The organism is Nostoc sp. CCY 9925 (assembly GCF_963920935.1).
Taxonomy (GTDB): domain Bacteria; phylum Cyanobacteriota; class Cyanobacteriia; order Cyanobacteriales; family Nostocaceae; genus Nostoc.
Genome location: NZ_CAWUDO010000102.1, coordinates 1 through 26375 on the forward strand (window position 1 = coordinate 1; position 26375 = coordinate 26375).

Annotated in this window: 22 protein-coding genes and 1 pseudogene; 11 read left to right on the top strand and 12 right to left on the bottom strand. The window is 40.6% G+C overall.

Going from position 1 to position 26375, the window contains the following annotated elements; genetic code table 11:
- From ACM0OY_RS32585 to ACM0OY_RS32600, 4 genes are all read right to left on the bottom strand, one after another.
- The coding region (locus ACM0OY_RS32585) for a DICT sensory domain-containing protein (RefSeq protein ID WP_414572906.1) at positions 1-1350 on the bottom strand (1350 nt) is incomplete at its 3' end.
- 219 nt (positions 1351-1569) lie between these two features.
- Positions 1570-3063, bottom strand: coding sequence for a UDP-N-acetylmuramoyl-L-alanyl-D-glutamate--2,6-diaminopimelate ligase (locus ACM0OY_RS32590; protein ID WP_414572907.1), 1494 nt, complete (start codon positions 3061-3063; stop codon positions 1570-1572).
- Positions 3064-3115: 52 nt separating this feature from the next.
- On the bottom strand, positions 3116-3388 hold the full coding sequence (locus tag ACM0OY_RS32595) for a glutaredoxin family protein (protein WP_414572908.1): 273 nt from the start codon (positions 3386-3388) through the stop codon (positions 3116-3118).
- Positions 3389-3717: 329 nt separating this feature from the next.
- On the bottom strand, positions 3718-3849 hold the full coding sequence (locus ACM0OY_RS32600) for a hypothetical protein (protein WP_414572909.1): 132 nt from the start codon (positions 3847-3849) through the stop codon (positions 3718-3720).
- A gap of 7 nt (positions 3850-3856) precedes the next feature.
- On the opposite strand from ACM0OY_RS32600, the gene ACM0OY_RS32605 reads away from it, so the two are divergent.
- Positions 3857-4108, top strand: coding sequence for a hypothetical protein (locus tag ACM0OY_RS32605; RefSeq protein ID WP_414572910.1), 252 nt, complete (start codon positions 3857-3859; stop codon positions 4106-4108).
- Between the two features lie 203 nt (positions 4109-4311).
- Positions 4312-5265: an RluA family pseudouridine synthase gene (locus ACM0OY_RS32610; RefSeq protein WP_414572911.1), complete on the top strand. Its 954-nt coding sequence runs from the start codon at positions 4312-4314 to the stop codon at positions 5263-5265.
- Positions 5266-5440: 175 nt separating this feature from the next.
- Here ACM0OY_RS32610 and ahcY read toward each other — a convergent pair whose 3' ends face one another.
- Positions 5441-6718, bottom strand: coding sequence for an adenosylhomocysteinase (gene ahcY / locus ACM0OY_RS32615; protein WP_414572912.1), 1278 nt, complete (start codon positions 6716-6718; stop codon positions 5441-5443).
- A 599-nt stretch (positions 6719-7317) separates the two neighbouring features.
- Here ahcY and ACM0OY_RS32620 point away from each other — a divergent pair.
- The 3 genes from ACM0OY_RS32620 to ACM0OY_RS32630 all read left to right on the top strand — a co-directional run bounded on the left by ACM0OY_RS32620 (position 7318) and on the right by ACM0OY_RS32630 (position 10151).
- The gene (locus ACM0OY_RS32620; RefSeq protein WP_414572925.1) at positions 7318-8949 is read left to right on the top strand and encodes a mechanosensitive ion channel domain-containing protein; all 1632 of its coding nucleotides are present in this window, start codon (positions 7318-7320) and stop codon (positions 8947-8949) included.
- Positions 8950-9144: 195 nt separating this feature from the next.
- Positions 9145-9408 (top strand): hypothetical protein, encoded by a 264-nt coding sequence (locus tag ACM0OY_RS32625; protein ID WP_096537286.1) that lies wholly within the window; start codon positions 9145-9147, stop codon positions 9406-9408.
- A 371-nt stretch (positions 9409-9779) separates the two neighbouring features.
- Positions 9780-10151, top strand: coding sequence for a hypothetical protein (locus ACM0OY_RS32630; RefSeq protein ID WP_193917874.1), 372 nt, complete (start codon positions 9780-9782; stop codon positions 10149-10151).
- Between the two features lie 159 nt (positions 10152-10310).
- On the opposite strand, the gene ACM0OY_RS32635 is transcribed toward ACM0OY_RS32630, so the two are convergent.
- Entirely contained in the window at positions 10311-11456 is a 1146-nt protein-coding gene (locus tag ACM0OY_RS32635; protein ID WP_414572913.1) for a glycosyltransferase family 4 protein, read from the bottom strand.
- A 145-nt stretch (positions 11457-11601) separates the two neighbouring features.
- Complete coding sequence (locus tag ACM0OY_RS32640; RefSeq protein WP_414572914.1) at positions 11602-12771, bottom strand: glycosyltransferase family 4 protein; 1170 nt, start codon at positions 12769-12771, stop codon at positions 11602-11604.
- 468 nt (positions 12772-13239) lie between these two features.
- Between ACM0OY_RS32640 and ACM0OY_RS32645 the strand changes: the two genes are divergently transcribed.
- Positions 13240-15450 (top strand): hypothetical protein, encoded by a 2211-nt coding sequence (locus tag ACM0OY_RS32645; protein WP_414572915.1) that lies wholly within the window; start codon positions 13240-13242, stop codon positions 15448-15450.
- Between the two features lie 176 nt (positions 15451-15626).
- Positions 15627-16097 (top strand): hypothetical protein, encoded by a 471-nt coding sequence (locus ACM0OY_RS32650; protein WP_414572916.1) that lies wholly within the window; start codon positions 15627-15629, stop codon positions 16095-16097.
- 273 nt (positions 16098-16370) lie between these two features.
- Here the strand turns inward: ACM0OY_RS32650 and ACM0OY_RS32655 are convergent, their stop codons facing one another.
- The gene (locus ACM0OY_RS32655) at positions 16371-17258 is read right to left on the bottom strand and encodes an aspartoacylase (protein WP_414572917.1); all 888 of its coding nucleotides are present in this window, start codon (positions 17256-17258) and stop codon (positions 16371-16373) included.
- 109 nt (positions 17259-17367) lie between these two features.
- Between ACM0OY_RS32655 and ACM0OY_RS32660 the strand changes: the two genes are divergently transcribed.
- The 3 genes and pseudogenes from ACM0OY_RS32660 to ACM0OY_RS32670 form a co-directional block, all read left to right on the top strand.
- Complete coding sequence (locus ACM0OY_RS32660) at positions 17368-18339, top strand: LysR substrate-binding domain-containing protein (protein ID WP_414572918.1); 972 nt, start codon at positions 17368-17370, stop codon at positions 18337-18339.
- Between the two features lie 102 nt (positions 18340-18441).
- Positions 18442-19623, top strand: a complete 1182-nt coding sequence (locus ACM0OY_RS32665; RefSeq protein ID WP_414572919.1) for an AGE family epimerase/isomerase — start codon at positions 18442-18444, stop codon at positions 19621-19623.
- 43 nt (positions 19624-19666) lie between these two features.
- Positions 19667-19759: pseudogene (locus ACM0OY_RS32670) on the top strand (Uma2 family endonuclease); the annotation flags it as partial.
- A 106-nt stretch (positions 19760-19865) separates the two neighbouring features.
- Here ACM0OY_RS32670 and ACM0OY_RS32675 read toward each other — a convergent pair.
- The 3 genes from ACM0OY_RS32675 to ACM0OY_RS32685 form a co-directional block, all read right to left on the bottom strand.
- The gene (locus ACM0OY_RS32675) at positions 19866-21194 is read right to left on the bottom strand and encodes an ATP-binding protein (RefSeq protein WP_414572920.1); all 1329 of its coding nucleotides are present in this window, start codon (positions 21192-21194) and stop codon (positions 19866-19868) included.
- 212 nt (positions 21195-21406) lie between these two features.
- The gene (locus ACM0OY_RS32680; RefSeq protein ID WP_414572921.1) at positions 21407-22741 is read right to left on the bottom strand and encodes a tellurite resistance TerB C-terminal domain-containing protein; all 1335 of its coding nucleotides are present in this window, start codon (positions 22739-22741) and stop codon (positions 21407-21409) included.
- A gap of 169 nt (positions 22742-22910) precedes the next feature.
- Entirely contained in the window at positions 22911-24293 is a 1383-nt protein-coding gene (locus tag ACM0OY_RS32685; RefSeq protein ID WP_414572922.1) for an ATP-binding protein, read from the bottom strand.
- Positions 24294-24380: 87 nt separating this feature from the next.
- Here ACM0OY_RS32685 and ACM0OY_RS32690 point away from each other — a divergent pair, with 87 nt between their 5' ends.
- Positions 24381-24701 (top strand): TMEM14 family protein, encoded by a 321-nt coding sequence (locus ACM0OY_RS32690; RefSeq protein ID WP_414572923.1) that lies wholly within the window; start codon positions 24381-24383, stop codon positions 24699-24701.
- A gap of 225 nt (positions 24702-24926) precedes the next feature.
- Here the strand turns inward: ACM0OY_RS32690 and ACM0OY_RS32695 are convergent, their stop codons facing one another.
- Positions 24927-26177 carry a bifunctional sterol desaturase/short chain dehydrogenase gene (locus tag ACM0OY_RS32695; RefSeq protein WP_414572924.1) on the bottom strand — a complete coding sequence of 417 codons (1251 nt, stop codon included), beginning with the start codon at positions 26175-26177 and terminating at the stop codon, positions 24927-24929.
- Between the last annotated feature and the right edge of the window lie 198 nt (positions 26178-26375).

Sequence of the window (26375 nt, forward strand, 5' to 3'; positions counted from 1 at the left end):
TACAATTGTTAATCCCAACCCAGCACCACCATGATCTTCAGCTGCTGTTGTTCGCACACGATAAAAGCGGTCAAAGATTTTGGGAATTTCGCTCTCAGCAATACCAATACCTGTGTCACGGAATTCTAATTGGACATGATCGCCTTGAATACGGGCACGCACCCAAACTTGACCACCATTCGGGGTAAACTTAATACTGTTGTGCAGCAAATTAATTACAATTTGTCTCAGCCCACCACTAACACACCAAACAGATGGAAGTTCGGTAGGTACGGTGTAAGCGAGCATAATTCCTTTTTCTTGAGCTACAGGTTGGTAGGTACTGACAACTCCAGGGACAATATCCGAAAGACGCACTGATTCTAAAGTCGTCGCCTCTAAATCGCGTTCGAGTTGCACAAGATCTAACAAACCAGTGATTAAGGAATTTTGTTGATCGCACTGGGTGTTTAACATCTGTAAATAACGTTGTCGCTGCGGTGGTTTGAGATTAGGCGAATTTAATAACGACAGTGCTGTTTTCATATGTGTCAAGGGTATACGTAGTTCCTGACAGACATTTTTCAGGTATTCATCTTTTAGTTGTTCCTTGTTGTGCAGTTGTTGATTTTGCTGCTGTAATTTGGTGGTGCGTACTGTGACGATTTGACGATTAATTTCATCTTGGCGCAGGAGTTGTTTTGCCAATAATTGATTCATCAATGCAGGTTCAGGCACAGTTGGACAAATAAAATCAGCAGGTATAATTGGGGATGATTCTGGCGTAACTGCCTGTTGAATACCATTTAATACTTGCTGAATTATTCTCCCCTCAACACTAGTGATAATCAACAAGGGCTGATTTTTATTAGTACTTACTTTTCCAGAAGTTTGATTTTTGCGTTTTTTCAGAGGTCGATGAGCCAAAATTAAACTACAAAACTGGGGAGACAATACCATCAGAAAATTTTCCCGTCGCAGTTGGCTATGGGGTGGTAGGTAAACCGGGACCTGATGGAGAGATGAGGAAGACGCGGTGACGGAAAGACCCGGTGACGCGGAGAGTTCTTTCTCCGCGTCACCGTGTCCCTGCGTCGCCGTGTCCTCTTTACTCTCCTCAATTTGGCAAGTATAGATGAGACTAGATGCACCCGCCGAGGATTGATAACGGGCTAATTCTAATTGCCAAATTTTTTCTGGTGGTAGCTTCACCCATAAAGTGGCTGCAATTTGCTGCTCAATTAGTAAGTCAATTTGCGCTCTCACCAGTGATAGCAGAGTAGCTGGACTGAGGGACAATGGTTTAGGAGGCGCTTGCACTCCCATAACCAGTTGATAAACAGACAGATCCTTAGCCAAAGAAACATTCATGAGTCAAGCACAATAGGGATGAAGCAAAGAAATAATTCTGTTTCGATTTTCACCTTTATGTGTGCATTTTTTACAAAATCCCCGCGGTAAGAAACGTGAAGTATGAAAAAATGAGGGGAGCAGGGGAGCAGGGGAGCAGGGGAGCAGGGGAGAGGTGGCAACAGTATTTCCCCTCCGCCCCCTTTGCTCCTCTGCCTCTTCTAATGTCCTATGCCCAAATTACCCTAGTCTTGCGTGTAAAGCTTCGCGTGCGTGTTCTCGGTCATCAAAATGGATTTTTTCAGTACCAAGAATTTGGTAGTCTTCGTGACCTTTACCAGCAAGTAATACTCCATCACCGGGTTGTGCTTGTAAAATAGCAGTACGAATTGCGATCGCTCGATCGCAAATTACTGTTGGCTGCACTGTTTCGGGAATTCCCGCCAAAATATCTTCTAAAATTCGTTCTGGATTTTCGGTACGGGGATTATCTGATGTCACCACTGCCCAATCAGCTAATTCAGCCGCAATTTTACCCATTTTTGGGCGCTTGGTGCGATCGCGATCGCCGCCACAACCAAACACACAAATCATCTTACCAGGTATAAACGGGCGTGCAGCTTTCAGCAAATTCTCTAGGCTATCTGGAGTATGAGCATAATCTACAATCACGCTAATATCTTGCTCAGAACTAATTTGCACTCGTTCCATCCGACCGGGAACTCCTGGAAATTCCGGTATCACAGATGCCACTAATTGCAAATCTAAACCTAAGTGTAAAACTGCTCCTACCGCTGCTAAAAGATTTTCTAAATTATATTGACCGACTAAAGGCGATCGAAAAGCCACATCACCTTTTGGTGTATGCAAAGTCCCGCTGACGCCATTGGGCTGGTAACTTAAGTCACTCATCCATAAATCAGCGCTGTTGTCGTTGACACTATAACTCCAAACTTGCTCTGGATTCAACGAGGCAATTAACCGCTGGCCGTAGGAATCATCAGCGTTAATTATCGCCCGTCCCTTAAGATAATCAGGGCTAAACAACAACGCTTTGGCGGCAAAATAATCTTCCATATCCCTGTGGTAGTCGAGATGATCTTGTGTAAGATTACTGAATACCGCAACTTCAAATTTACAACCCAACACTCGACCTTGTGCCAAAGCGTGGGAACTGACTTCCATCACCCCAAACTCATTACCAGCATTCATAGCCTCAGCTAGCTGCTGTTGCAGTTCCACCGCAAAGGGCGTCGTGTGGACGGCTGTTTGCTCAAAACCAGGCCAACGAGTGTAGAGAGTTCCCATCAAAGCCGTAGCTAGATTGGCTTTAGCGAGGAGAAATTCAATTAAGTGGGTGGTTGTAGTTTTGCCATTGGTACCGGTTACACCCACTAACTTGAGTTTTTGCCCCGGATAACCGTAAAAAGCGCTGGCTATCTGGGCACAAGCTTGAGTGATGTTACTGGCGCTGATCACCACAGCTTCATCCGTGGGAGGATGTTTCTGCGCTGCTTGGGGAGAGATAATTGCTGCCACAGCGCCAGATGCGATCGCACTAGGCCAAAATTCCCCACCATCAACCCGCGTTCCTGGCATTCCAATAAACAAATCTCCCACACCGCAAGCATGGGAATTCGTCTTCAAACCCCTAACTTCCGCATCCTCCAAGGCCGGATAACTAGGTAATTGCTCAACACTGTCTACCGCTGTTAGTAATTCCCGCAGTTTCATCTTGTGAACCTCGTCACATTCTTTTCTTGCGCTTATTCTGCATTATTTTTTTCTAATTGGCTAAATACTTACGCAACATTTTCTCCAACTGTTGCACACTCGCACGAGGAGAAGGACGCGGCAAAGCTTCCTCCGCGCCCTCTGCGCCTCTGCGGTTCGATAAAAAAAGTACAGGCACCTCATACTGATACGCACTGAACCAATCTTCACGAGTCGTAATATCCCGAATTTCCAACTCAAAACTCACATTTTGGATTTGTTCGAGCTTTTCCTGCAAACCCTCACATAAATGACATCCAGGTTTACTGTATAAAATTAATCGCATTTGCTTGTACTAAATTTGCTGATGTCAAATATAGACTGATATATCTCATCTTTATCTAAAAAAAAGAGGCTCTACGTCTCACCGCGTTTATAAACCTCAGACAAGAGATGCTTGAGCTTGGCTGATCTACATCTAATTTTTACATTTCCTGAGATAAATAAATTGATTTATACCAATATAACTGGTAATGTATTTTTATCTGCACAGATAATTATAAACCCAAACATGGCAAGCCTTTCAAATGGAAAATAACTACTATTTGGGTGTTATTTAGCACAAATTAACATAATTATATACCAACCAGTAAAAAGCATTCGATTGGTAATGACTCAAGTCCCATAACTATCAACTTCTAGTTTTGTTTTCATGAGTAAATCTTGTATCGCAGCATTCAAATTGTAGAAAAAAGCCAAATAAGCCAGTTGGCATAAATCTTTAATAGTTTGTGTTTGAGGAGCCATCAGTTTTATGTTAGAAACCAAGTTTTTTCAAAAATCATTAATGGTTATTCTGGGGTTAGCATTAGCTACTGTTTCTACTGCTCATCCCTCCAAAGCTGCTGTCTTTACTTATCAGGGTGATACAACAAATGAACCGATTTGGCGGCGTGTAGCACCAGGGAATCCTCCCACTCTGATAAGTGGTGAAAGAGATGGAAATATGGGAATGAGTGTACCTTACAGTGTATTTGATTTTAGGTTGAATCCACCGATAAACTGATAAAAATCGAAGATTTTGGATTTGATTTGTGTCGGTGATAATCTGTTAGCTTAGCAAAACATTAGTTCGGCATAAACAAAAATAATCTAAAATAGAAAAATTGCACGTTTAAAAGTTAAAATTAAAAAGATTATGGAATTCAAGATTTATTTTGCCTTAATCCACACTTTGGTTAAAGAATGGAGAATTAATCTAAAGCAATTGTGACCGAATTTAATTTACAAATCCAAGAAAATAGTAATGACGCGGGTGTTCGCCTTGACCGCTACCTTTCGCAAGAATTACCAGATTTATCTCGTTCCCGCATCCAACAATTAATCGAAGAAGGTAATGTGCAACTTAACAGTAAAGTTTGCACGTCTAAAAAGATTAATGTTAAGGTGGGCGATCGCATCACTCTACAAATCCCAGAAGCCCAACCTTTAGAACTGCAAGCAGAAGATATTCCCCTAGATATTCTCTATGAAGATGACCAGTTACTCATTCTCAACAAACCCGCAGGCTTAGTTGTCCATCCCGCACCCGGTCATCCAGATGGCACTTTGGTAAATGCTCTGTTGGCACACTGTCCTAATTTACCAGGAATTGGGGGAGTCCAACGTCCGGGAATTGTCCATCGCTTGGATAAGGATACAACAGGAGCGATCGCGATCGCCAAAACAGAAGTTGCACATCATCACCTCCAAGCACAACTCAAAGCAAAAACTGCACGCAGAGAGTACTTAGGTGTAGTTTACGGTGCACCAAAAGTTGAAAGTGGCACAATTGACTTACCTATTGGTCGCCATCCCCAAGACCGCAAGAAAATGGCTATCATACCCGTTGAACAAGGCGGACGGACAGCCGTCACTCATTGGCAAGTACTAGAACGCCTCGGTAATTACACATTAATCCAGTTTCAACTAGAAACTGGACGCACTCATCAAATTCGCGTCCACAGCGCCAAAATTGGTCATCCCATTGTTGGCGATCGTGTTTATGGTTCTGGTCGTTCAGTGGGAGTAAATTTGCCTGGTCAAGCATTGCACGCTTGGCGACTTAAATTACAACATCCTATATCTGGAGAGATGATTGAGGTGACAGCAACTCCTCCCAGCCAATTTACCAAACTTTTGGAGATCTTAAAAAGACGAAGCGATCGCACTCAGGTAATATAGCAGGAGGCAGAAGGCAGAAGGCAGGAGGCAGGAGGTAAAAGTATTACTATTCCTAGCTTCCATGCTTTCAAAATGTCCTAACCTGTCTGACTACGGCTATATCATGAATTTGGCTACAAAAAAAAAGGGGATAAGCTAAAATGCCTACCCCCAAAAATCAATTAATCAATTAACATCAAGTTCCAGTAGTCCAAGAATTGATGTACTCAATTTGGTCGGCTGTTAGGCTATCTATAGTAATTCCTAATGCCTGTAATTTGAGTCGAGCAATTTCTTGATCTACTTCTGTAGGAATAGAGTGCAAACCAGGTTCCAACTTACCTTTATTCTTCACGAGGTATTCAACAGCTAAAGCCTGGTTGGCAAAGCTCATATCCATCACTGCACTGGGATGTCCTTCGGCAGCGGCGAGGTTAATCAAGCGTCCTTGACCGAGAACAACAACTGATTTGCCAGTTGTTAATTTATACTCTTCAGTGAAAGGACGGACTTCCTTGATTTCTTTAGCTTGACTAGCCAAGTATTTGAGGTCAAGTTCAATATCAAAGTGACCGGAGTTACAAACGATCGCACCGTCTTTCATGGCATCGAAATGTTCGCCGCGAATCACGTGTTTGTTACCAGTAACTGTGATAAACAAATCGCCAACTTTAGCGGCTTCTGCCATTGGCAGGACGCGGAAACCATCCATTACGGCTTCAATTGCTTTGATGGGGTCAATTTCGGTAACAACTACGTTACCACCCAAACCACGGGCGCGGAGTGCTGTACCTTTACCACACCAGCCATAACCAACAACGACGATGGTTTTACCAGCTAGCAGAATGTTTGTAGCGCGGATGATGCCGTCAAGGGTCGATTGCCCAGTACCATAGCGGTTATCGAAGAAGTGCTTGGTGTCAGCATCGTTGACGTTCACTGCGGGGAAGGTGAGAACGCCATCTTTAAACATGGCTCTCAGGCGCACAATTCCGGTTGTCGTTTCTTCAGTGGTGCCAATCAAATCAGCGATTTGGTGTTGGCGCTCTTGGATCAATGTAGCAACTACGTCGCTACCATCATCAATGATGATATTGGGGCGGTGATCTAAAGCGATTTGGACGTGGCGGCTATAAGTCGCGTTATCTTCGCCTTTTTGGGCAAAAACGGGAATTTCGTGATCGACGACGAGGCTAGCAGCTACGTCATCTTGGGTTGATAGGGGATTGCTAGCAATTAGCACTGCATCTGCACCACCGGCTTTGAGAGCGATGGCCAAATGTGCTGTTTCTGTTGTAATGTGGGCGCAAGCCACAAGGCGTAACCCAGCAAAGGGTTTTTCTTGAGCAAAGCGATCGCGGATTTGCCGTAAAACTGGCATTTCGCGTCCAGCCCATTCAATGCGCTGTCTTCCCAAGGCAGCTAGGCCGAGGTCTTTAACCTCGTGCTTTAATCGGGGAGAAGTTGCGGTCATGAAAAGTTACCTCAAAAATGTAAAAAAGCTACGTAAATTATACGCACTCTACTAGGTTATTCTACGACTAGCAATTTTCGCTTGAAAGAAAGCAAATTACTAGTCAAGAGTCCTGAGAACTAGCTTGACGTTTGATTAGCCTAATGTCAACTTCATCGCCAGCTTTTTCCTTTTTGTTTTATCTTTGGTAAGAGTAAGACTATTCCTAGCTTTTAATGCCTATTCTTAGTACAATATCATCCGTCTAAAGATAGATTATAAACAAAAAAACATCAAAATTTCATCATTTGGAGGGAAATACTGAACTTTAGATAGGTACATTTACTCAAATTCATTGAGCAGGATGGTTAGGGAAATAGTCAATAGTAAATTTTACTCAAGGAGGTGTTTGAGTGCGCTTTCAATTTTTGGCGGTAGCGAAGGGAGTTCTGTTGCCCAGCTTTGCTAAAGGTTCAAAGGAGCAGGGACAGGTATTTTCAGCAGGAACATACCTCGGCAACATCGCCAAACCTGTGCCACACTTGGAGGCTCCCAATCAAGCGTCCCACTTGTCTAAAAGGTGTGTGTTACCCAAAGGTGGGTTAGGTAAGGGTGTAATAATGGTGATCGCAACTTCAATGGCTATAACCGTTGTATCTGTGCCAAAAGCCACCGCTCAGATTCCTTTGTTACCGGATTTGCAAGCTCCCAGCAGTGTGAGCAATGATTCCAATAATAGAGTTGTTTCCGGCTGGATTTATTTGGATGGCCGTCGCTTATTTCAGATAGCCGCATCAAAAACTAACTTTCCTGAGCGTTTAGAAGACATCCAAAAGAAACTGGAAGCAATTAGCCAATATTACTTTCAGTTACCGGCAAACACACAAGTCAAGGTAGAAGTTCGCAAAGTCAACGAATTACCAGTCATTTATATCAACGACCAATATCTGATGACTGTCACCTCTGAAGATGCTGGACTGCGACAGGTGGATATGTCAACATCGGCAAATCAGATTGCTGACTCATTAAAAGAAGACTTACAACAGGCAAAACAAGAGAGACAAACTCAATTTTTAATTGACCAAGGTAAAATTGCTGGGGCTACAGGGCTGGCAATGATTGTTATGAGTTCGGCGGTATATGGCTGGCAGAGACGTTCCAGAAAAAAGTCAGACTCCGTTACCTCCCAAGCCCAAAACGAACTCTTCAATTCCCCAACTTTAACAGCGGCTCAACCAATTACAACACAACTAAATCAACAGCAAGTCCGACATGTGGAAGAAGCTAAGAGAAGGTTGTTCCAGCTAACTCAAGCAGGAATTTGGGGAGGCGGAAGTTTCTTTATCTTGGGTTTATTCCCCTATACGCGAGGATTTCAAGTAGCGATTCTCAACGCTGCCCAATTTCCTTTGCGATTAGGTGTTGTCTTATTGGTAACTTACGTAGCAGTGCGTCTAAGCTATGCTCTGATTGACCGCTTCGCCTCCACTCTGATCAGCAGTAGTGCTTTTCTCACCCCAGAAGATTCTGCACGTCTGCAACTGCGAGTTTCCACATTTTCTGGTGTGACTAAAAGTATTGCTACCGTTATTTGTGTGGGAGTGGGCTTTTTGCTAGCGCTGGTATCCTTGGGTATAGATATTGTTCCTTTACTAGCAGGTGCGAGTTTGGTTGGTGTTGCCGTATCCTTAGCTTCCCAAAACTTGATTAAAGATGCGATTAATGGTTTCTTGATCATCCTAGAAGACCAGTACGCTTTAGGCGATGTGATTAATGTGGGAAATGTGGGAGGCTTAGTAGAAAATTTAAATCTGCGGATGACCCAAGTGCGGGATTCCGAAGGGCGCTTAATCACGATTCCCAATAGTGAAATTAAAATTGTCGCCAATCTTTCGAGTCGTTGGTCACGAGCCGATTTAACTATTCCCATCGATTACCAAGCCGATGTAGAAGAGGCTTTGAAGTTGATTAAAACCGTTGCAGAGAAGATGAATCAGGAACTGCAATGGCAGGCTCAAATTTTAGAACCGCCGCAAGTTTTAGGAATAGATCAATTTGGCGATCGCGGTTTAATTATTCGTGTGTGGATTAAAACACAGCCCCTTAAGCAATGGGATGTAGCACGAGAGTTTCGCCGCCGTCTGAAAATCGCCCTAGACGAAGCCGGAATTACTATTTCTGTGCCTCAACAAGCAATTTGGGTAAATGATGGTCACTTATTAAATTTACAAGGTAACGGCAAATCTAATTAGGGAGTAAGGAGATGAGGGGTCAAAGGTGTGGGAGGAAAGGGAGCAGAGGAAAGCATAAATTCTCTTTCTCCCCACACTCCCCACTCCCCAGTTTAGTACAAAAGTACTATAATAGAGATAGCATTCACAAAGCCTAGCTAAAGGCACAACGGCTGCGTGAAAACCTTCTGGAAGATGGGCTAAAGGGTTAATTCGATGATGAAGCATTATATTCTCAACCTCAATCCGACTGCCAAGCATGAATGGGATCGCTGCATTTTACGTGACCCGCTGACAGCTAAGCGTCCGGATATTGCCAAATTAATTGCTGAAGCAGTTGGCGCAGATACAGGCAGTTATTTGGTGAGTGTAAATATTGAAGTTCAAGTGTTAGAACAAGCTGCGGTACCTCAAGCCGAACAACTGTCGCTTTCGTTTCCAGAGGTAAGTGTGCCGTCACAACTGCGCGAAGCGGCTTGAGGTACGGTGTAGTATTTCATTAGAGATATTGTTGGGTTGCGTTAAACCAAACGCAACTTCAATTTTTTCTATAACCAAATGCCAATACGCTTGGGTTAAAGAAATTTATCTGTTTAGGCAGGCTGTTCTTGAGCAGGGGAGGCAGGGGGAGAGAAAAAGGCTTATCTGAACCTTATTGAACGCAAGGTAAATCTGACCAAAACAGAGTCTTTGAGTCAGTTAAAATGAGTACGTTTTTACTATAATAGATATATAACGTTCATAAACCTAGATAAGTGTAAACTGCTCTGTGACAGCCTTTTGGGAAATGGATTCCGGGGTTAGTTTTATGCTTAAACATTAAATTCTTGACCGTAAAGGAAAATTATTAGATGATGCAACTGAGTCATTATCCAGGTGCGATCGCTCAAGCTGCCCAACGGGCTAATGAAATAGACTCTCAGTTGATGGCAGTGCAGCACCAGATTAACCGATTTGAAGGCAATGCGGATCGCGTCGCCGCCTTTGAGATGGATTTGAAAAATGATGCTCAACGCAAGGCGCGGCGTTTTGAAGTGCTGCTTGTGAATCAGGAATATCAAAAGGCAATGGACACTTTAATCCGCTTGACTGGGGAAAAGGCAAATGCCATCGGCCATTTAGAATATCTGCGTAACCAGTTTAGTGTAGCAAAGTTAGAAGCGAGATTAGCGATCGCTCAACAACTCACTGATTTTGAATCTCGTGAATTAGTCGGTTTGTAGTCACATAGCAGAATTCAGAATTCAGCAGTCAGAATTCAGGAGTAATATCAAGCCTGGTACATAGCGCAATACTGTTCAGTTAAACTTTTTTCTCTCCCCCTGCTTCCCCTGCCTCCCCTGCTCCCCCTCCCGTGCGGTCTCAATGTGCAAATTAAATGCTTAACAGCTTATTCTCTGGTACAGAAGTTGAGCAATTTGCTGATTAATGGTTGCAACATCAAAACGTTCACTAGCAGTAATTCTGGCATTCTTCGCTATAGTTGCAGTCATTTCCGTCTCTTGAAGACAGGTAATAATCACTTGTGCAAGTTCTTGGGGTTCTCCTGGTGTCACTAGAAAACCATTAAGTCCGTGTTCTACCAATTCCATTGCACCCCCAGCTTTTGCTGCAATTATAGGTTTTTCACATAGCATCGCCTCAACAATCACTCTGCCAAAAGGTTCTGGAGAAGTGGAGGTATGTGCTACCAAGTCACAAGCTGCCATTAATTGGGGAATATCTGAACGAAACCCTAAAAATTTGACGCGGTTTTCTAGTCCCAATTTGGCAACTTGTTGATGTAACTGTTGGACGTAATTTTGTTCGCCAAATAGTGCGTCACCAACTAAAATTGCTATTACTTGTGGGGGACATTGAGCAAGGGCATCAATTAAAATATGCTGCCCTTTCCAAGGTGCAAGTCGGCTAAAATGCCCAACTACAAATTTTCCTTGTAATTCCAAATTTTGCTGTAATTTTTTGATATTAGATTCATCAGTTTGATAATTTATTGATTCAAAGCCATTATAAACAACTTCGACAATATCTTGGCGTCCTCTTGCTTCTAGAAAAGCTGTTTTACTAGCTTGAGAATTAGCAATTACTAATGATGCAAAACGATTAGCAAGGTTGACAGCTATGTGAAGATTAATTTGGCTAAAGTGTTCTGGGGAAAGAATATCGTGTAAATGATAAACCAGAGGACGGCGACTGAAAAGACTTGCTATTGCTCCTACGACTAATGCTTTTTGGGTGTTGGCATAGATTAAATCGTATTTACGCGCTTTTTTAACTACCTTAATAATTAAAGGTATAAGTTGTCCTAAACTAGTTAAACCTTGGATTAAACTGCTTTCTTTGCGAACTGCGATCGCCTCAGTTCTCAAAACTTCTACCGGAATATTATTTTGCTGTAGTAACTCTTTAAATGAACCATCTGCAAATAAACCTACCAAAGCATCATCCCGATAGGGTTTAGCAATATCTATTAAACATAATTCTGCACCGCCTGGTTTACCGCTTTGGTCTAAAAAAAGAATTTTCATAAAACCTCTATTTTGTCAATCAATTTGATTCATTCCGCACCCATCGTTGTGTGATCTGAAGACGCGATGAATCGCATCTCTACAAAATTGTCTATTTGTCGAATTGTTTCAAAATGGTATTATTATGACTCGTGAATTCTGAATTCTATTCTAATAAAATCTTCCGGACTCGCAGGGCAATTTGATTCCAATCATAATGTGTAGTGGCGTACTGACGACAGGCTTCTCTTGAGGGGATAGGAATATTTCCTAGTAACGCTTGTTCTAATTTTTCTGCAATAGCTGAGGCTTCAATAGAAGTAGTAATTAAATCGGGTGAAAATTCTGCTAAAATTTCTGGCATTCCCCCCACGGGAGTGCATAAAACTGGAGTTCCAGAAGCTAGAGATTCAACTACTACTAATCCAAATCCTTCAAAAGATTGACTAGGCACTACACTTAACTCAGCAGCTTGATAAGCTATAGGCAATTGTTCATCAGGTAGAAAACCTAAAAATTTAACGTTGTCGTCTAGTCCTAATTCTGTAGCCTGTTGTTGTAGTGCAGCTTGGATGTGACCACGACCTGCGATCGCTAGCCAAATATCCGGTATTATCGGCTTAATTATAGCGATCGCTTGTAATAATTTATCAATCCCAGTTCGATGTACTAAGCGACGTGATGTAAATAAAATTCGACGATTATTGGGCCAGCCTAATTTTCTACAAGCTTCCTGAGGCGATAAATTTGGTTGAAACCAATCAATATCAACTCCACCAGGGATAACATTAATTTTGCTCCACGGTACTTGATATTTTTGATGTAAAATATTGCCAAATGCTTTGCTGAGAACGATAAAGCGATCGCATCGATTATAAGTCGTTTGTTCTATCAGCCAATGCTTGATTAAAAGACTGAGATTTTTATTAACCACTTCCTGTTTACTCTCAAAAGCCCAAGGGCCATGAAAGTTAAAAGTAACTGGTACTTTTTTTGGCAAAATATCTAAAATAGGAAAACTGTATAATGCAAAATGTAGATTAATCGCATCCGGCTTGTTTGTTCTAGTTTTCTGAAAGTTTCTGCGAATTGACCATAATCTTTGACAAATATTACTATCAACAGCAGCTAAGTTAGTCAGCTTAATTAGGGAATTTAGTTCAGCTTCTGGTAGACCGACTCCGCATAATTCAATCTGGTCTTGATTTGCTGCTAATTTATGAGTTAGTTCATAAATATACCTTTCTAATCCTCCGGGATTTTTCGGAAACCAGCCTAATCCCAAGGTGAGAATAGATGCAGATGTTGAAGCGAAATTTTCTTTTTGATTTACCACGGATATTTTTCCTATAAATTTATTCAAAAATATACAGAGTATCAATAATAGTTTTTTAGAGAACACCAATTTATAAACTATTTATATCTTCACGTCAACAAGCAATTAAAACCTGTGTTTTAATTAACTCGAACATACCGAAGATGATAAATATAATACCTGTTCTTCGAGGAAGACGAATGGTAGACAGTGAAAGGGAAAAAACACTATCAATTAATGGATATTTTCAGATTTGGTATTAATATTTACGATTTTGCAACCCCAAAATAGTAAATATTAATACCTAGAATATTTTTATGAGTTTGCTTAGATTTTTTGTGCGGATTTTGAAAATGATGATTGTATATACAGTTATTATGTTTAGATTGTGAACATAGATAAAAAATCTCACGCAGAGGCGCAGAGAGAAGAGAAATTTTAGCTATTGGCAAAAGATTAGGATTTTTGTAGAGAATTAAATAAGATTATATGAAGAATCAATTAGCGATCCGGCTAGGAAAACTCTATGAAGAGTTAAAAAAGTTATTCAATTTCAGATATTTACAAAGAAATAAAACTTTCAAATTTTTACTGAGTCTAATTGTTGGAGTGATGGTTACTACCATTGGCATTACAACAGATTGGGCAACAAGTGGAACATCCACACTCACCTATAAAACGTCGTGGATTGGTAATAGTATTGGCAGTGGAAATCTGCGAATACAAAACAATATAGAAGCAATGTATGTTACCCCGGATGGTACTGTGTATACTAACAGCCATTGGGATGAAGCAGGAACAGAAGCAGGAATATATAAGGATGGTAAAATTATAAATGCCCTTGGTGATACTCACGGTTGGGGTCGTGGCGGTGGCAAGGCTGTTACAGCTAATAGTAAATATATTTACATTGCCATGACTCAGGGTTTCATGGGCAATACAAAAGAAGATTATCCAGCAGAAGGAACAGCTTGGCACTGCGTTAGGCGTTATGATTTGTCGGGAAAACCTGCACCGTTTTCTGGGGGACGAGGCTGGGATAAAAGTATGTTAATAGTCAGTAATAAAAGCGAAATTACTGGATTAGCAATTCTAGGAAGTGAGTTGTATGTGAGTGATTTTGCTGCTAACCGGATTCGGGTTTATGATACTGATACGATGAAGGAACTTCGCAGCTTTACTGTTGCTAATCCAGGAGCGATCGCAGTTGATAAACAAAAAAATCTGTGGATTATCCAAAACAAAAATGGTAGTAATCCACCTAAGATTTTATATTATTCCCAAAGTGGCAAACAATTAGCCAAAAAAATTGCAGATATTGTTGAACCAACAGCGATCGCCATCGATTCTCAAGGTAAGCTGTTAGTAGCAGAAAATGGTTCGCTTCAGCAAATATTGATTTATGACATTAAAGATCAGCCAATAAAAGTAGCTAGTTTTGGCAATAAAAACGGTATTTATGCAGGAGTTCCTGGTGAAGTTCGAGATTTGAAACTTTACGGACTTACCGGAGTCGGCACAGATGCATCAGGTAACATCTATATAAATAGTAATGGTTTCAACAAATCAGGAACAGATTTGCGGAAATTTGCGCCATCAGGTAAACTACTGTGGCGATCGCTAGGCTTAATATTCGTTGATAATGCAGACGCAGACCCCAAAACTGATGGTGTAGATTTATTCACCAAACAAGAACAATATCAAATGGATTATAGTAAGCCTGCTGGTAAGCAATGGACTTACAAAGCCTACACCTTAAATCCTTTCAAATATCCTCAAGATCCACGTTTGCATACATCACCAGATGCAACCTTTGTGCGCCGCATCCAAGGTAAACCGTTTTTGTTCCTCACAGATATGTATAGCAGCTTTCTGCAAATATATCGTTTCAATCCCACCGCAGACGGAAAAGTTGCCATACCAGCCGGAATGTTTGTTGGTACCAATGGCGCAGATAAACCATTTCTGAGTGGAAATTGGCCGCCCTATCAACCAGAAAAAGGCGAATGGATTTGGCGAGACAGCAACGGTAACGGCAGATTTGAAAACAACGAATATGATACCAGCAAAGATTATCCCCATATCGGCGGTTGGTGGGTAGACAGCAAAGGAGATGTTTGGAAAGCTTTGCGAACCCAAGATAGTACTGGTATCCGACATTATCCATTACAGGGAATTGATGCTAAGGGGAATCCCATCTACAGCTATAGTTCAATGGAAAAGCAAACTACTCCTCAGATATTTAACGATTTGCGGCGCATTGAATATTTCCCCCAAACAGATACCATGTATTTGTCAGGCTTCACAGTAGATCATCCTGCATTTGGTGACGATACCGGAGTTGTGGGATCTGAAATTGCCCGTTTTGACAATTGGAGTAAAGGAAATCGCACTCCTCGCTGGCGGGCTATGATTCCTTACGACACCACCGGCAAACGCGAAGTTTCTACAGCTGCGATGAGTGTGGCCGGAGATTATGTTTTCGCTGTCGCAGTTAAAACCGCAGAGGTATATGTTTACAATGCAACCACAGGAGTGGAAGTACAAAAGTTAAAACCAGGCCCTGAAGTTGGCAGCGAAAGTGGCTGGATTGATATACCTTATGGTATCCGCGCTTTTCGGCGTTCCAATGGCGAGTACTTAGTATTTGTAGAAGAAAATTGGAAAGGAAAAGTGATTATGTATCGCTTAGCAGGGTGAGCATTTATATCGATTTTCTCCTGGACATGATATTATTTATGAAGGCTATGTTTTTCGTTCAACAAAACAAGCCTTCATTTTTTGTTTCACTGCGTAATTCCTATTTCAGCCAGAGCTTTACATCAGTTGGCATTCCCTAGTTCAGTCAGGGAACAAGAAATTAGGAGCATGAAACAGTGTTTTGGAAATTTGTAATCAGTGTTTTACTATTGCCCACTTGCCTGGGATTAGAAATAGCCGCAGCATCTGAAAAAAATGAGTTGCAGATGCTACTAAATTCTGAGGAATTAAGCACCCCAATCGTGCAGACGGCGAATCAAGATATCGTGAATTACTTGCCAAATTCAGTTACAGAATATTCCTCAGTTCCAAAAGATTCAGAAGCTGATACTGAAAAATTAAAACATCGAAAATACCGACGCTATCACCGAAGGCATCGTCGATATTATCGTCATCGTAGGCAGTATCATCAACGGTATAGAAATTATTACCGTCAAAGGCTTTACTATCAGCAAAATATTTATTACCGTAGACGGTATCACAATCGATACAGAAATTACTACCAAAAAGTTCATCACCCTCTGTACTGTCATTACCTGAGAAACTATGACTATCTACATAGGAATTCTCATGGCCGTTGCTATTAAGCTAATTTAGTCATTAGTCATTAGTCATTAGCATAGGACAAAGGGCAAATAACTAATGACAATGACATACAGTAGATTTAAGCTTAGTGAACTACACCATCTAGGCCTGGTAGGTAGTTAGGGAACCCCAAAAAATAAATTATTCCAATTTCTGAACTCAACACAACTGTTTTCTCCCCTGCCCCCTGCTCCCTGCCCCCCTGCCCACATAACGATGGAATATTTTTTTACTTGGAAGTCCCTTAGAGAGCTATTCTATTTCTGAATTCTGCTTTATTTTTCTTCAATTACCTTTCGTTGCTTTTCAGTTAGATGCATTGCAACTCCTTTTTCATAATAAGCTGCTTCATTAATAAAAATCGGATAAACGGTAGATACTCCCTCATATAAAATATCTTTCCCTGCAAAAGTCCGAAATATTGGCTCACCTGGATTTAGAGGTTGATAATCCCGAAACTGAAGCTGGGGATGAATCATCGCTTGAATTTCACCGCCTTCATCTCTGGGATAATCAATAGTCCCAATATATTCATAAAATGTAACCGTGTTGTCTGTCTGTGGGATATTACCTTGGTTATACCATTGAAAATAGTCCAAAATTGCATAAATAAGCTGTTCTGTTTGTTGAAACAATTCAGCATTTAAGACATTTTGAGCCACAGCACCAACTTCGATGACAAAACCTAATTCACACAAAGAACGCAGAAATCCACCTTCCTTTGATTGGGAATTAACATACACTCTCACTAAAGGGTTTATCGAACTTAAATAAGCAGCTAATTGCAGTAAAAAAGGATGCATGTCACAAAAAATTAAACTTAGCCCCATATTGGCAGTAGTGCTATGTAAATCAATGATTACATCTACAAAAGGGTGACTTTGCGGTTGCAGTATTTGTTTAATTTCTTTCGCCCGCTGATCTTCATAATTTAAGAGATTTGGAGTTTGTAAGTTTTCATTGCTGAAGCAACGATTTAAATCTTTGTCAATGTAACGTTTACCTTCTGCAATAGCTTTGGTATTACCAAGTAATGCAAAATTTTCTAAACTTTGCCTGTTAATTAAATTTGGATATTGCTGAAATTTTTTGACTAAGTATACTCCTGTTAACTCATTACCGTGAGTTCCTCCAACGATCGCCACTCGTTCAATCTGACTCATAAAAACCTCGCAATCAAAGCTTATAGGCTAGACATTATAATGCCCACCCTACTCTGGTTTATTGATATAAAAACGGCTATAAGAATTAAAATAAACAAAATGCTATTATATGTCCAATATTTATTTAGCTTATAGAATATATATAAAAGATATAATAGCTAGAGCAATGATAGAACTTCGACATCTGCGATACTTCATCGCTGTGGCTGAAGAATTAAACTTTAGCCGTGCAGCTGAACGATTGCATATTGCTCAGCCACCTTTAAGTCAACAAATTCAAGCCCTAGAAGCAGAACTAGGGCTAAAATTATTTGAACGAAAAAAACGCCCTCTACAGCTAACTGCTGCTGGACAAGTCTTTTTAGCAGAAGCACATTTAGTATTAACTCAGTTAGAACAAGCAATTACCTCTGCACAAAAAGTCAGCCGGGGTGAAATTGGACGCTTGGTGGTGGGAACTAATAGTTCCGTTGCTAACAGTGTTTTGCCCGATATTCTGCAAACTTTTCATCCTCTATTTCCAGAGGTGATACTGGTGTTGCGGGAAGTTAGTTCTTCCCAGCAAGTAAACCAACTGCGCGATCGCTACATTGATATTGCTTTTGAACGGTTACCCAATGCCAATTTAAATGATAATTCTTTCAGTTTTCTGCCCATTTTACAAGAGCCTTTAGTCGTTGCTTTACCAGAAAAACACCCTCTAGCAGCCCAGTCCCAAATTCCACTCATTGCCTTAGCAGATGAACCTTTTGTTTTACCCCCAACGGACTTAGTACCGTCATACAGCCAAATTATTAGCCTTTGTCAGCAGGTGGGTTTTTCCCCAAAAGTAGTACAAGAAGCAACTTGGATGGTAACTGTACTCAGTTCCGTTGCGGGTGGAGTTGGAGTAACATTGCTTCCCGCTAATGCCCAAAGTCTCCAGCGAAAAGGAGTTGTCTACAGACCAATTCAAGGAGAAAACTTAACTTCAGAATTAGCTGTGGTTTGGCGACGCGATGATACATCCATTGTTTTGCACCAATTTTTAGAAGTGACAAAGAGTGTGGCACAAAAACAAAAAATCGGGAATGGGGAATAGGGAATATGGAATAGGCAAGACAAACTATTGCCTCTTGCCCTTTGCCTCTTTTCAACTAGTAACTTACGATAATGCTTAAACAATTGGTCTTGAGGGAAATTTATGGAGTACAATTTTCAAGCATTGGCTGAACTTTACAAAAACGCACTCCTCAACGATGTCCTCCCATTTTGGGAAAAACATTCCCTTGATTGGCAGCAAGGCGGCTATTTCACCTGTCTCGATCGCCAGGGAAAAGTTTATGATACAGATAAATTTATCTGGCTACAAAACCGCCAAGTGTGGACTTTTTCCATGCTTTACAACCAGTTGGAAAAACGCGAAAATTGGCTGAAAATCGCCAGTAATGGCGCTAATTTTCTCGCCCAACACGGCAGAGATAGTGATGGCAACTGGTACTTTGCCCTGACTCGTGAAGGAAAGCCACTGGTTGAGCCTTACAATATTTTTTCTGATTGCTTTGCGGCAATGGCGTTTAGTCAATATGCACTCGCATCTGGCGAAGACTGGGCGACAGATGTGGCAATGCAAGCTTACAACAACGTTTTACGCCGCAAAGATAATCCCAAAGGCAAATATAATAAGACGTATCCCGGCACACGTCCGATGAAATCATTGGCTGTACCGATGATTTTAGCCAACCTGACTCTAGAAATGGAATGGTTGTTGCCAAAAGAAACCCTAGAAAATGTTCTAGCTGAGACTGTCCGCGAAGTCATGACGGATTTTCTCGACCCAGAACGGGGACTGATGTACGAAAATGTTGCCCCTGACGCTTCCCACATCGATTGTTTTGAAGGACGGTTGATTAACCCAGGTCACGGTATCGAAGCGATGTGGTTTATCATGGACATCGCCCGTCGGAAAAACGATACCAAAACTATTAACCAAGCTGTTGATGTGGTGCTAAATATCCTGAATTTTGCTTGGGATAGCGAGTATGGCGGATTGTATTACTTTATGGATGCAGCCGGTCATCCTCCACAGCAACTCGAATGGGATCAAAAGCTGTGGTGGGTTCACCTAGAGTCTTTGGTTGCATTAGCGATGGGTTATCGCTTGACAGGGCGTCAGGTATGTTGGGAATGGTATCAAAAGATGCACGATTACGCCTGGTCACACTTTGCTGATACTGAGTTTGGTGAGTGGTTTGGCTATCTCAATCGCCGAGGAGAAGTCTTGTTAAACCTTAAAGGCGGTAAATGGAAAGGATGTTTTCACGTACCGCGGGCGTTGTATCTTTGCTGGCGGGAGTTTGAGACGTTGCGCTCGCAGTTAGTGTAATCTTCGCTAGTGTACAAGTAAAAGTGAAATCAGTGCGATGAAAATGGATGTTGTCACACCTAAAAGATTTACGATCGCTGAATACCATCAATTGATTGAACTCGGATTTTTGAAACAAAGCGATCGTATTGAATTACCCTCGTTCTTATACATTATCAATTCAACCCGATGCAGGATTTCAACAGGTACTAAGTGTTTTAAAACGCATTGGTCAATTAATTCTGTTGTAGTCAGTTCCCTAATCACAAACTAAATTCGGCTGCATTATCCTCATCCACATCTGCATCTTTCCCTACAGCAGTCGGTTTAAATTTAGGGTTATGAATTAATTCCCCAAATGAAATTCCTGGATTTTGGAAAAGAATATTTAGCACACTCATAAAATCCCGCACAATTTCCCCTGGCGTTAGCAATGCTTCTGCACCCAAGCGATTAACAATTTCTTGCACAAACTCTTTTAACTCACGATTTGTTAAAGTCTGTTGATAACCGAAATTAAGTGCATGAATTTCAGCTAAACGTTGCAAAAGCGTCAAAATTTCTGTTTCACTTAACGGGTTGAGCCGAATCACTGGCCCTAAATGTTCCTGAACATTAGCTTGTGTGACAAAACGACTTTCTTTAGTGCGTCTTCGCCAAGCTTGGTCTGCAAAAAGTCCTCTATTTGGATCTTCTAAAAATTTGGTTGTTCCACCAACCAAAATACCAAGATGTTCTGCTTTACATTGCATGGTATCGTTAAACATTGCTAAGAGTCGGTTATAATTCTTTTCCCGCGTGACAGTAGTAGATATTTGATATAAATGTACAGCTTCATCAACTAGAATGAACAGTCCTTTATAGCCAATCTCAGCTACAAATTTAGCAAACAATTTGATGTAGTCATACCAACTATCATCATCAATAATAACGCGGACTCCCAAAGCTGCTTTTGCCTCAATTTTAGTAGTAAATTCTCCACGCAACCAGCGCATTGCGGCATTTTTTAAATTATCATCATCCAATCGATAGCCACGCCAATAAGCGATAATAACGCTACCAAAATCAAAACCGTGAACTAAATCTTCAATATATTGAACTACTTCCCTAATTTTTGATTCAACTTGGTCATCAAAACCATCGTCATTCGGACGCATTTCAGTTTCTTTAACCACTTCTTGTTGAATTTTATTAATCCATCCTTCCAAAATCGAGACTAAAGCACCACCATCAGGACGAGTTTTTGTAGCTAGATGGCTCATTAATTCTCGATAGGTTGCTAAACCTTCATTGTTACTTCCTGCTAACCGGCGTTCAGGTGATAAATCAGCATCAGCTACGACAAAACCTTGCTCCATTGCTCGGTTACGAATTAATTGCAGTAAAAAGCTTTTACCTGAACCGTAATTACCAATTATAAACCGAAATGCTGCTACACCTTCTGCAATATCATCAAGATTTTGTAATAGGCTTTGGAGTTCTTTTTCTCGACCTACTGCTATATTTTCAACTCCCACTCTTGGTACTACCCCTGCACCAAGGGAATTAATCAAAGCAGTGGATATTTTTTTCGAGATTTTGAGCTTTGCCATGTATTACACTTCACTTTATTCTAAACGCAGAAGCACGCAGTTACTAAGTAAGGTATATTCTTACTTTATTAACAATCTTACAACGTCAGAATTCATAATTTAGAAGTCAGAAGACTTTTCTACTCCAGTTTAAATAAACTTACACAACCAAGCGTGTTATGGGTTATCGATTTTCTATTCATCCTCGATTCTGACGAATGACGCCTTTCTTCTTACATTTGAGCATGTCTATCCATAAGCTCGTCATACATTACAATCATTTTTTTTACATGGGTCTTATGCTCCTGATAAACTTCTGGAATTTCCGAATCTGAATCAATTATTAATTCACCAATAGTATCATTTGCGCGTTCATTGATAGAATCGATTAGTAGATTCGGCATGGTGATATTTGCTTCAGCAATTTTTTTAATAGTAGCCTTGGTATTGTCTTCTTCGACTATAGCTTTTAATACTTGTAATTCATATCCTGGTAAACTTTCTAAAAAATTAGCCCATTCTTCTGGTATATCTTCTGATGTATTAACTTCTGGAGAATCTCTGGTTACTGAAGATTCTATTATTTCAGTAAAAGGAAACAATTCAATCTCATCTTCTTTAGAATCATCAACTAAAAGTTCTGGGTTGAAGGTTTCTGCTTGTTGGAGTAATTCCCACACTTGATTTTGCAACAAGTCTCGTTCCTCTTGCAATAATGAAACTTGTCCTTGTAATTGCTGTAATTCTTCTTTGTGCGTTGCTATTTGAGTTTGTGACGTATTCAAGAAAGCTTGGATATTTTCTCTTTCGGTTATTTTAGCTATCAGTAATTCGTTTTCTTTATTTACTTTAATTTCTAATTCTTGAATTGCAATTCGCAGTTCGTATAATTTTTCTTCTAATTGGGGTTTGAGTCTGCCTAAAAGAGTTAAGTTACTTTCAACTTCTTGTTTTTGTTGCTGGAGTTCAGAAATTTGACTTTGCAACTGAGTGATTTCGGCACGAGATATATGGCAATTCGATTCTAAACGACGCTTTTCTCCTGTGAGGTTAGCAAAAGCATCGTTCAATTCTGCATGATTTTTTTCTAAGTTATTCAGTTCAATTTGCAAATTGCTGATTTCAGTCTCTAACTGCTTTTTTTGACCAGCAAATGTTCTGACTTCTCGATTCAGACTATCCCTTTGGCTACGGTTTTCAATTACTTGATTTTGCAGTTGTTGTGACTCTGCATATAATAACCTATGATGTTCTTCAATTTGAGTGATTTCTCTAACAATACGAGCCTTTAATCCCTCCATTTCTTTAATTCGCTTTCGGAGAGAACCTAAGATAAACATTTCATAATTTCTGCGTCGCTTATCTACGAATAATGCTGCTCCATAGATAATAAATGCAGTAATTATACCTGTGAGAAAGGCTTTATTAAAATCCCAGTTGGGAACGAGGCTAAGTCCAAAACTCACACTAAAGGCAACTATGCCTAAAATAAATCGATTACTGATCGTTACTGATTGCATGTTGCTGGTTGTTAGCGTAGTTAAGCGATCGGAATAACCAGTTTTCATAATAATTTGTAATTCGTGATTTAAATATACATATAAGCATACTGAGTAAAATTGATTTTTAAATTGTGGTTTTTGGTATCATAAGTCCTTTAAAGCTTATAATCATAATTCTTCGTGTAGAACATTGTTACCTAAGAAACAGAAAAGTGTCATTATCAAGAATTTAATTTTAATTTTCAGTTGTAGATGTATTGTTATTTGTTCCATGAAATAGTTTTAAATCTGCTTTTAAAAAGTCGATAAACTGCCGTGCTGTGCGTCCAGAACGACCATTGTGGCGAGTTGCCCACTGTAGTGCTTGATATTCCAAGTCTTCTTCGGTAATATTAATTTCAGCTTCTGCTGCTAAATGGCGGATAATGTTTAAATAAGTTTTCTGATTGGCTGGTTCAAAAGTTAAGGTTAAACCAAAGCGATCGCTAAAGGAAAGCTTCTCCTGCATCGTATCCCAGGCATGGATTTCATCGTTATCCTTAGGCGCGGGTCTATCCACAAAAAACTCCCGAATTAAGTGACGGCGATTAGAGGTAGCATATACAACTACGTTTTGCGGTCTTGCAGTTAAATTACCTTCCAAAACTACCTTCAGTGCTTTAAAAGCATCATCATCTTCTTCAAATGAAAGGTCATCGACAAAGATAATAAATTTTTGTGACACTCCTCGTAAATGTTCTACAATTTCTGGTAAATCTTTTAAGTCCGATTTAGCGACTTCCAACAAACAAAGAGAGCGTTGGGCTTTGCCATTGTCGGAGACATCGCTATATTCATTTAATAAAGATTTCACCAAAGAAGATTTTCCCGAACCACGACTACCATAAAGTAATACATGCAGTGCTACCTCTCCTGATAATAAAAACTCTGTATTTTTGAGCAAAGCATCTCTTTGAGACTCGTAACCGACAAGGGTGCTAAGCTTAACGGGATCTGGATATTGGATACCGATAAACCGTCCAGCTTGCCAGCGGAAAGCGCGATATTGGGCAAATAAACCAGAACCATATCGTTGATAATAAGCTGCTAACTCTTGTACAGCATCACCCCAATTATCTAACTCCTGTAGATATGCAGCAAATTTTGTCTCTACTCCCAGCAATTCTTTTTCCTCATACCACACTACTGGTGAAATTGGCAGATAAGCAATAGTTTGCACCCACTCGCTCAAAGAAGCGCTGCTACATTCATAAAGACTTTGCAATACTTGTAAGTCGTGCTGAACTGCTGCTACTAAAGCTGGGGATAAGTCCTCAAATTTCCGTTGTTGAGCAAGTCTTGTAAAGGGGTTCTCACAAAAGAGAATTTGAGTGATTATGTAATCTTCCCAATTTTGATTTTTCGCAGCCAAAGCATGGAAATAACTGCCGTAGGCTTGCAGACAACCGCGTGCATCGGCATCAGTGTAACGTATAGCTTGCAACAGGTCAATAAATGCCGTTCCCACTTCGCCTTGAAGAACAGACTGGTAGAGTAAAAGTGACGCTGCTTGGCGTTGGAGATATTGAATTTTTGTATGGGAGGAAGTACTTGGCATTGGCATTGCTTGATTATTCATCAATCAACTGGGTGATGTAGCTAAACAGCTATGGTAAATTGTCTGCTGACCCTGGCAGCAAAATCAAAATCTACATAGGTTTTAACAATGAATTTAAGTATAATCGCTGCTTTTGCTTACGGCATATTAGCGATCGCTGGTGGCATTATTGGCTATATTCAAGCTAGAAGCAAGGTTTCACTTGTGAGTGGTAGCATTAGCGGTTTATTACTAATTATTGCCGCTTACCTCCAACTCCAAGGACAAGCTCAGGGTTTAATTTTAGCTGTGTTCGTTACTGCTGTTTTAGTAGTCGTCTTTGCATTTAGACTCGCTAAAACGCGCAAATTTATGCCTGCGGGATTGATGACTATTTTAGGTATGCTAGCGTTGGCGGTAATGCTAAATGAAATTGTGACCATCAAGTAGCATTAGTTTTAACGTCCCTAAACAGCCTCTTTGTTTTTGGCATAGGATTACTCTCCTTATTTTGAGTACTTTTATTAGTACATTTATATTACAGTAGAGTTGCTATCCTTGCCTAATATTTTGCATCACACGAGTGGGTAGTACAGCTGTGCTACCCCACTGGCGTTCTTATCAAAACAATTCCCCGCGTCAGCCTAAACGATAAATCTTTAACCGAACCTGATATTACTCACTCTTGGCTGTCCGGCTAAAAACTCGGTAATATAGCCAAGTACTAGTTTCCTTCAAGGGAAACAGCAGATAAGTCAGAGGATTGATTGTCACAATAATATTTCGGAAGTCTCGCTTTGCTAAAAACAAGACAAGACGAGCAACTTGCTGTGCAGACATTACTCCATAAGGGTTAAGTTTACTCTTAAAGGGGCCAAGAATTAACTTGCGAATGATACAATTCTCATCCAAGCGCTTAAGGGTGACAATATCTCCTAGCGATCGCTTACTAAGTTCATAAAGGGGACTCAATGCTGGCGACACCTCAGCTTCAGAAGTGTTAACCCAAATTTCCTTAGTTGCTTTGGCTTGTGGCCCTGTGACAGTGGTCAAAAATATATCCATCAACCGCAATGCAGAAAATGTATTCACCTCATAGGAAGAATTGATAGCCTCTGGTGTGCGGCTCGTGTAGACATTGACTCCGTGGTTGATAATTAGAATATCGATTTTCTGTAAACTCTCCCTGAGATTAGCTTCATCACCCAATTGCCAGGGAACCACCTTTACCCCAGTTTGCTCTCCTAATCTTTCTGGATTTGTGGTTAATGCCACGACTTTAGCATTACACTTGACGAGTTCAGCCGTTAATGCTTGCCCCAAAGCTCCTGATGCTCCAGTTAAAGCCACGGTTTTACCCTTGAGAGATAGTCCTGTTCCCAGTATTTTATCGACTAACGGAAAGACACCACTGTAATAAGCGTTGACATCATCAAAATGATGTCGCCAATGATAAGACCGATTTACCCACCAAATAGATGGAATGGTTTCTAAAGGGCCGGGTAAGTGATTGTAGTCTGTATCAATTTTTCCCTGAAAATATCGTAAAGACGCGCCGTACAAGAACGTGCAAGCATAACCTACTCCCAGCCATAAACCCCTTTGTGGGACAATTAAAGCAGTTAACGTTAATGCGACTACTAGTAAGCTCGATTCTAAAATGTCGTGATAAAGCTGAGATTCTTGGTAAATTTTTAAAGAAACAACCGATAAATCCCGGCGATAGGCCATGTGGTGTTTATTGTGCCATTTTGCAAGCCAATTCACCTGGTGACACAAAGCATGGTAAATGTCTCTTAAGACCTCAGCAAGTAAAACCGAGAACAGCCCCCAACTAGCAAACTGTAAGCAGGCATTGACTAAAACCCAATTTATCTGTAAATTTGCCCCAATTTCAACCCAGCTTTGTGCAAATGTTTTTATCATGTTGGTTTACACTCGTTTTTCTTAATCATTCTTCATGATGGATTAAGGTCGAGTCTAGAGCAAGAGTAGCAGAAGGGCAGGGGGGCAGGGGAGGCAGAGGGAGCAGGGGAGGCAAGGGAGGCAGGGGAGGCAGGGGAAGAAAAACTAATGACTAATGACTAATGACTAATGACTAATGACTAATGACTAATGACTAAT

Excerpts from the sequence above, each read along its gene's own strand:
- ACM0OY_RS32625 (WP_096537286.1), top strand. The coding sequence starts at position 9,145 with ATGATGAAGCATTATATTCTCAACCTCAATCCGACTGCCAAGCATGAA.
- ACM0OY_RS32620 (WP_414572925.1), top strand. The coding sequence starts at position 7,318 with ATGGTGATCGCAACTTCAATGGCTATAACCGTTGTATCTGTGCCAAAA.
- ACM0OY_RS32595 (WP_414572908.1), bottom strand. The coding sequence starts at position 3,388 with ATGCGATTAATTTTATACAGTAAACCTGGATGTCATTTATGTGAGGGT.
- ACM0OY_RS32655 (WP_414572917.1), bottom strand. The coding sequence starts at position 17,258 with ATGAGTCAGATTGAACGAGTGGCGATCGTTGGAGGAACTCACGGTAAT.
- ACM0OY_RS32600 (WP_414572909.1), bottom strand. The coding sequence starts at position 3,849 with ATGGCTCCTCAAACACAAACTATTAAAGATTTATGCCAACTGGCTTAT.
- ACM0OY_RS32645 (WP_414572915.1), top strand. The coding sequence starts at position 13,240 with ATGAAGAATCAATTAGCGATCCGGCTAGGAAAACTCTATGAAGAGTTA.
- ACM0OY_RS32590 (WP_414572907.1), bottom strand. The coding sequence starts at position 3,063 with ATGAAACTGCGGGAATTACTAACAGCGGTAGACAGTGTTGAGCAATTA.
- ACM0OY_RS32630 (WP_193917874.1), top strand. The coding sequence starts at position 9,780 with ATGATGCAACTGAGTCATTATCCAGGTGCGATCGCTCAAGCTGCCCAA.
- ACM0OY_RS32605 (WP_414572910.1), top strand. The coding sequence starts at position 3,857 with ATGTTAGAAACCAAGTTTTTTCAAAAATCATTAATGGTTATTCTGGGG.
- ACM0OY_RS32680 (WP_414572921.1), bottom strand. The coding sequence starts at position 22,741 with ATGAAAACTGGTTATTCCGATCGCTTAACTACGCTAACAACCAGCAAC.
- ahcY (WP_414572912.1), bottom strand. The coding sequence starts at position 6,718 with ATGACCGCAACTTCTCCCCGATTAAAGCACGAGGTTAAAGACCTCGGC.
- ACM0OY_RS32665 (WP_414572919.1), top strand. The coding sequence starts at position 18,442 with ATGGAGTACAATTTTCAAGCATTGGCTGAACTTTACAAAAACGCACTC.
- ACM0OY_RS32635 (WP_414572913.1), bottom strand. The coding sequence starts at position 11,456 with ATGAAAATTCTTTTTTTAGACCAAAGCGGTAAACCAGGCGGTGCAGAA.
- ACM0OY_RS32685 (WP_414572922.1), bottom strand. The coding sequence starts at position 24,293 with ATGAATAATCAAGCAATGCCAATGCCAAGTACTTCCTCCCATACAAAA.
- ACM0OY_RS32660 (WP_414572918.1), top strand. The coding sequence starts at position 17,368 with ATGTCCAATATTTATTTAGCTTATAGAATATATATAAAAGATATAATA.
- ACM0OY_RS32690 (WP_414572923.1), top strand. The coding sequence starts at position 24,381 with ATGAATTTAAGTATAATCGCTGCTTTTGCTTACGGCATATTAGCGATC.
- ACM0OY_RS32675 (WP_414572920.1), bottom strand. The coding sequence starts at position 21,194 with ATGGCAAAGCTCAAAATCTCGAAAAAAATATCCACTGCTTTGATTAAT.
- ACM0OY_RS32695 (WP_414572924.1), bottom strand. The coding sequence starts at position 26,177 with ATGATAAAAACATTTGCACAAAGCTGGGTTGAAATTGGGGCAAATTTA.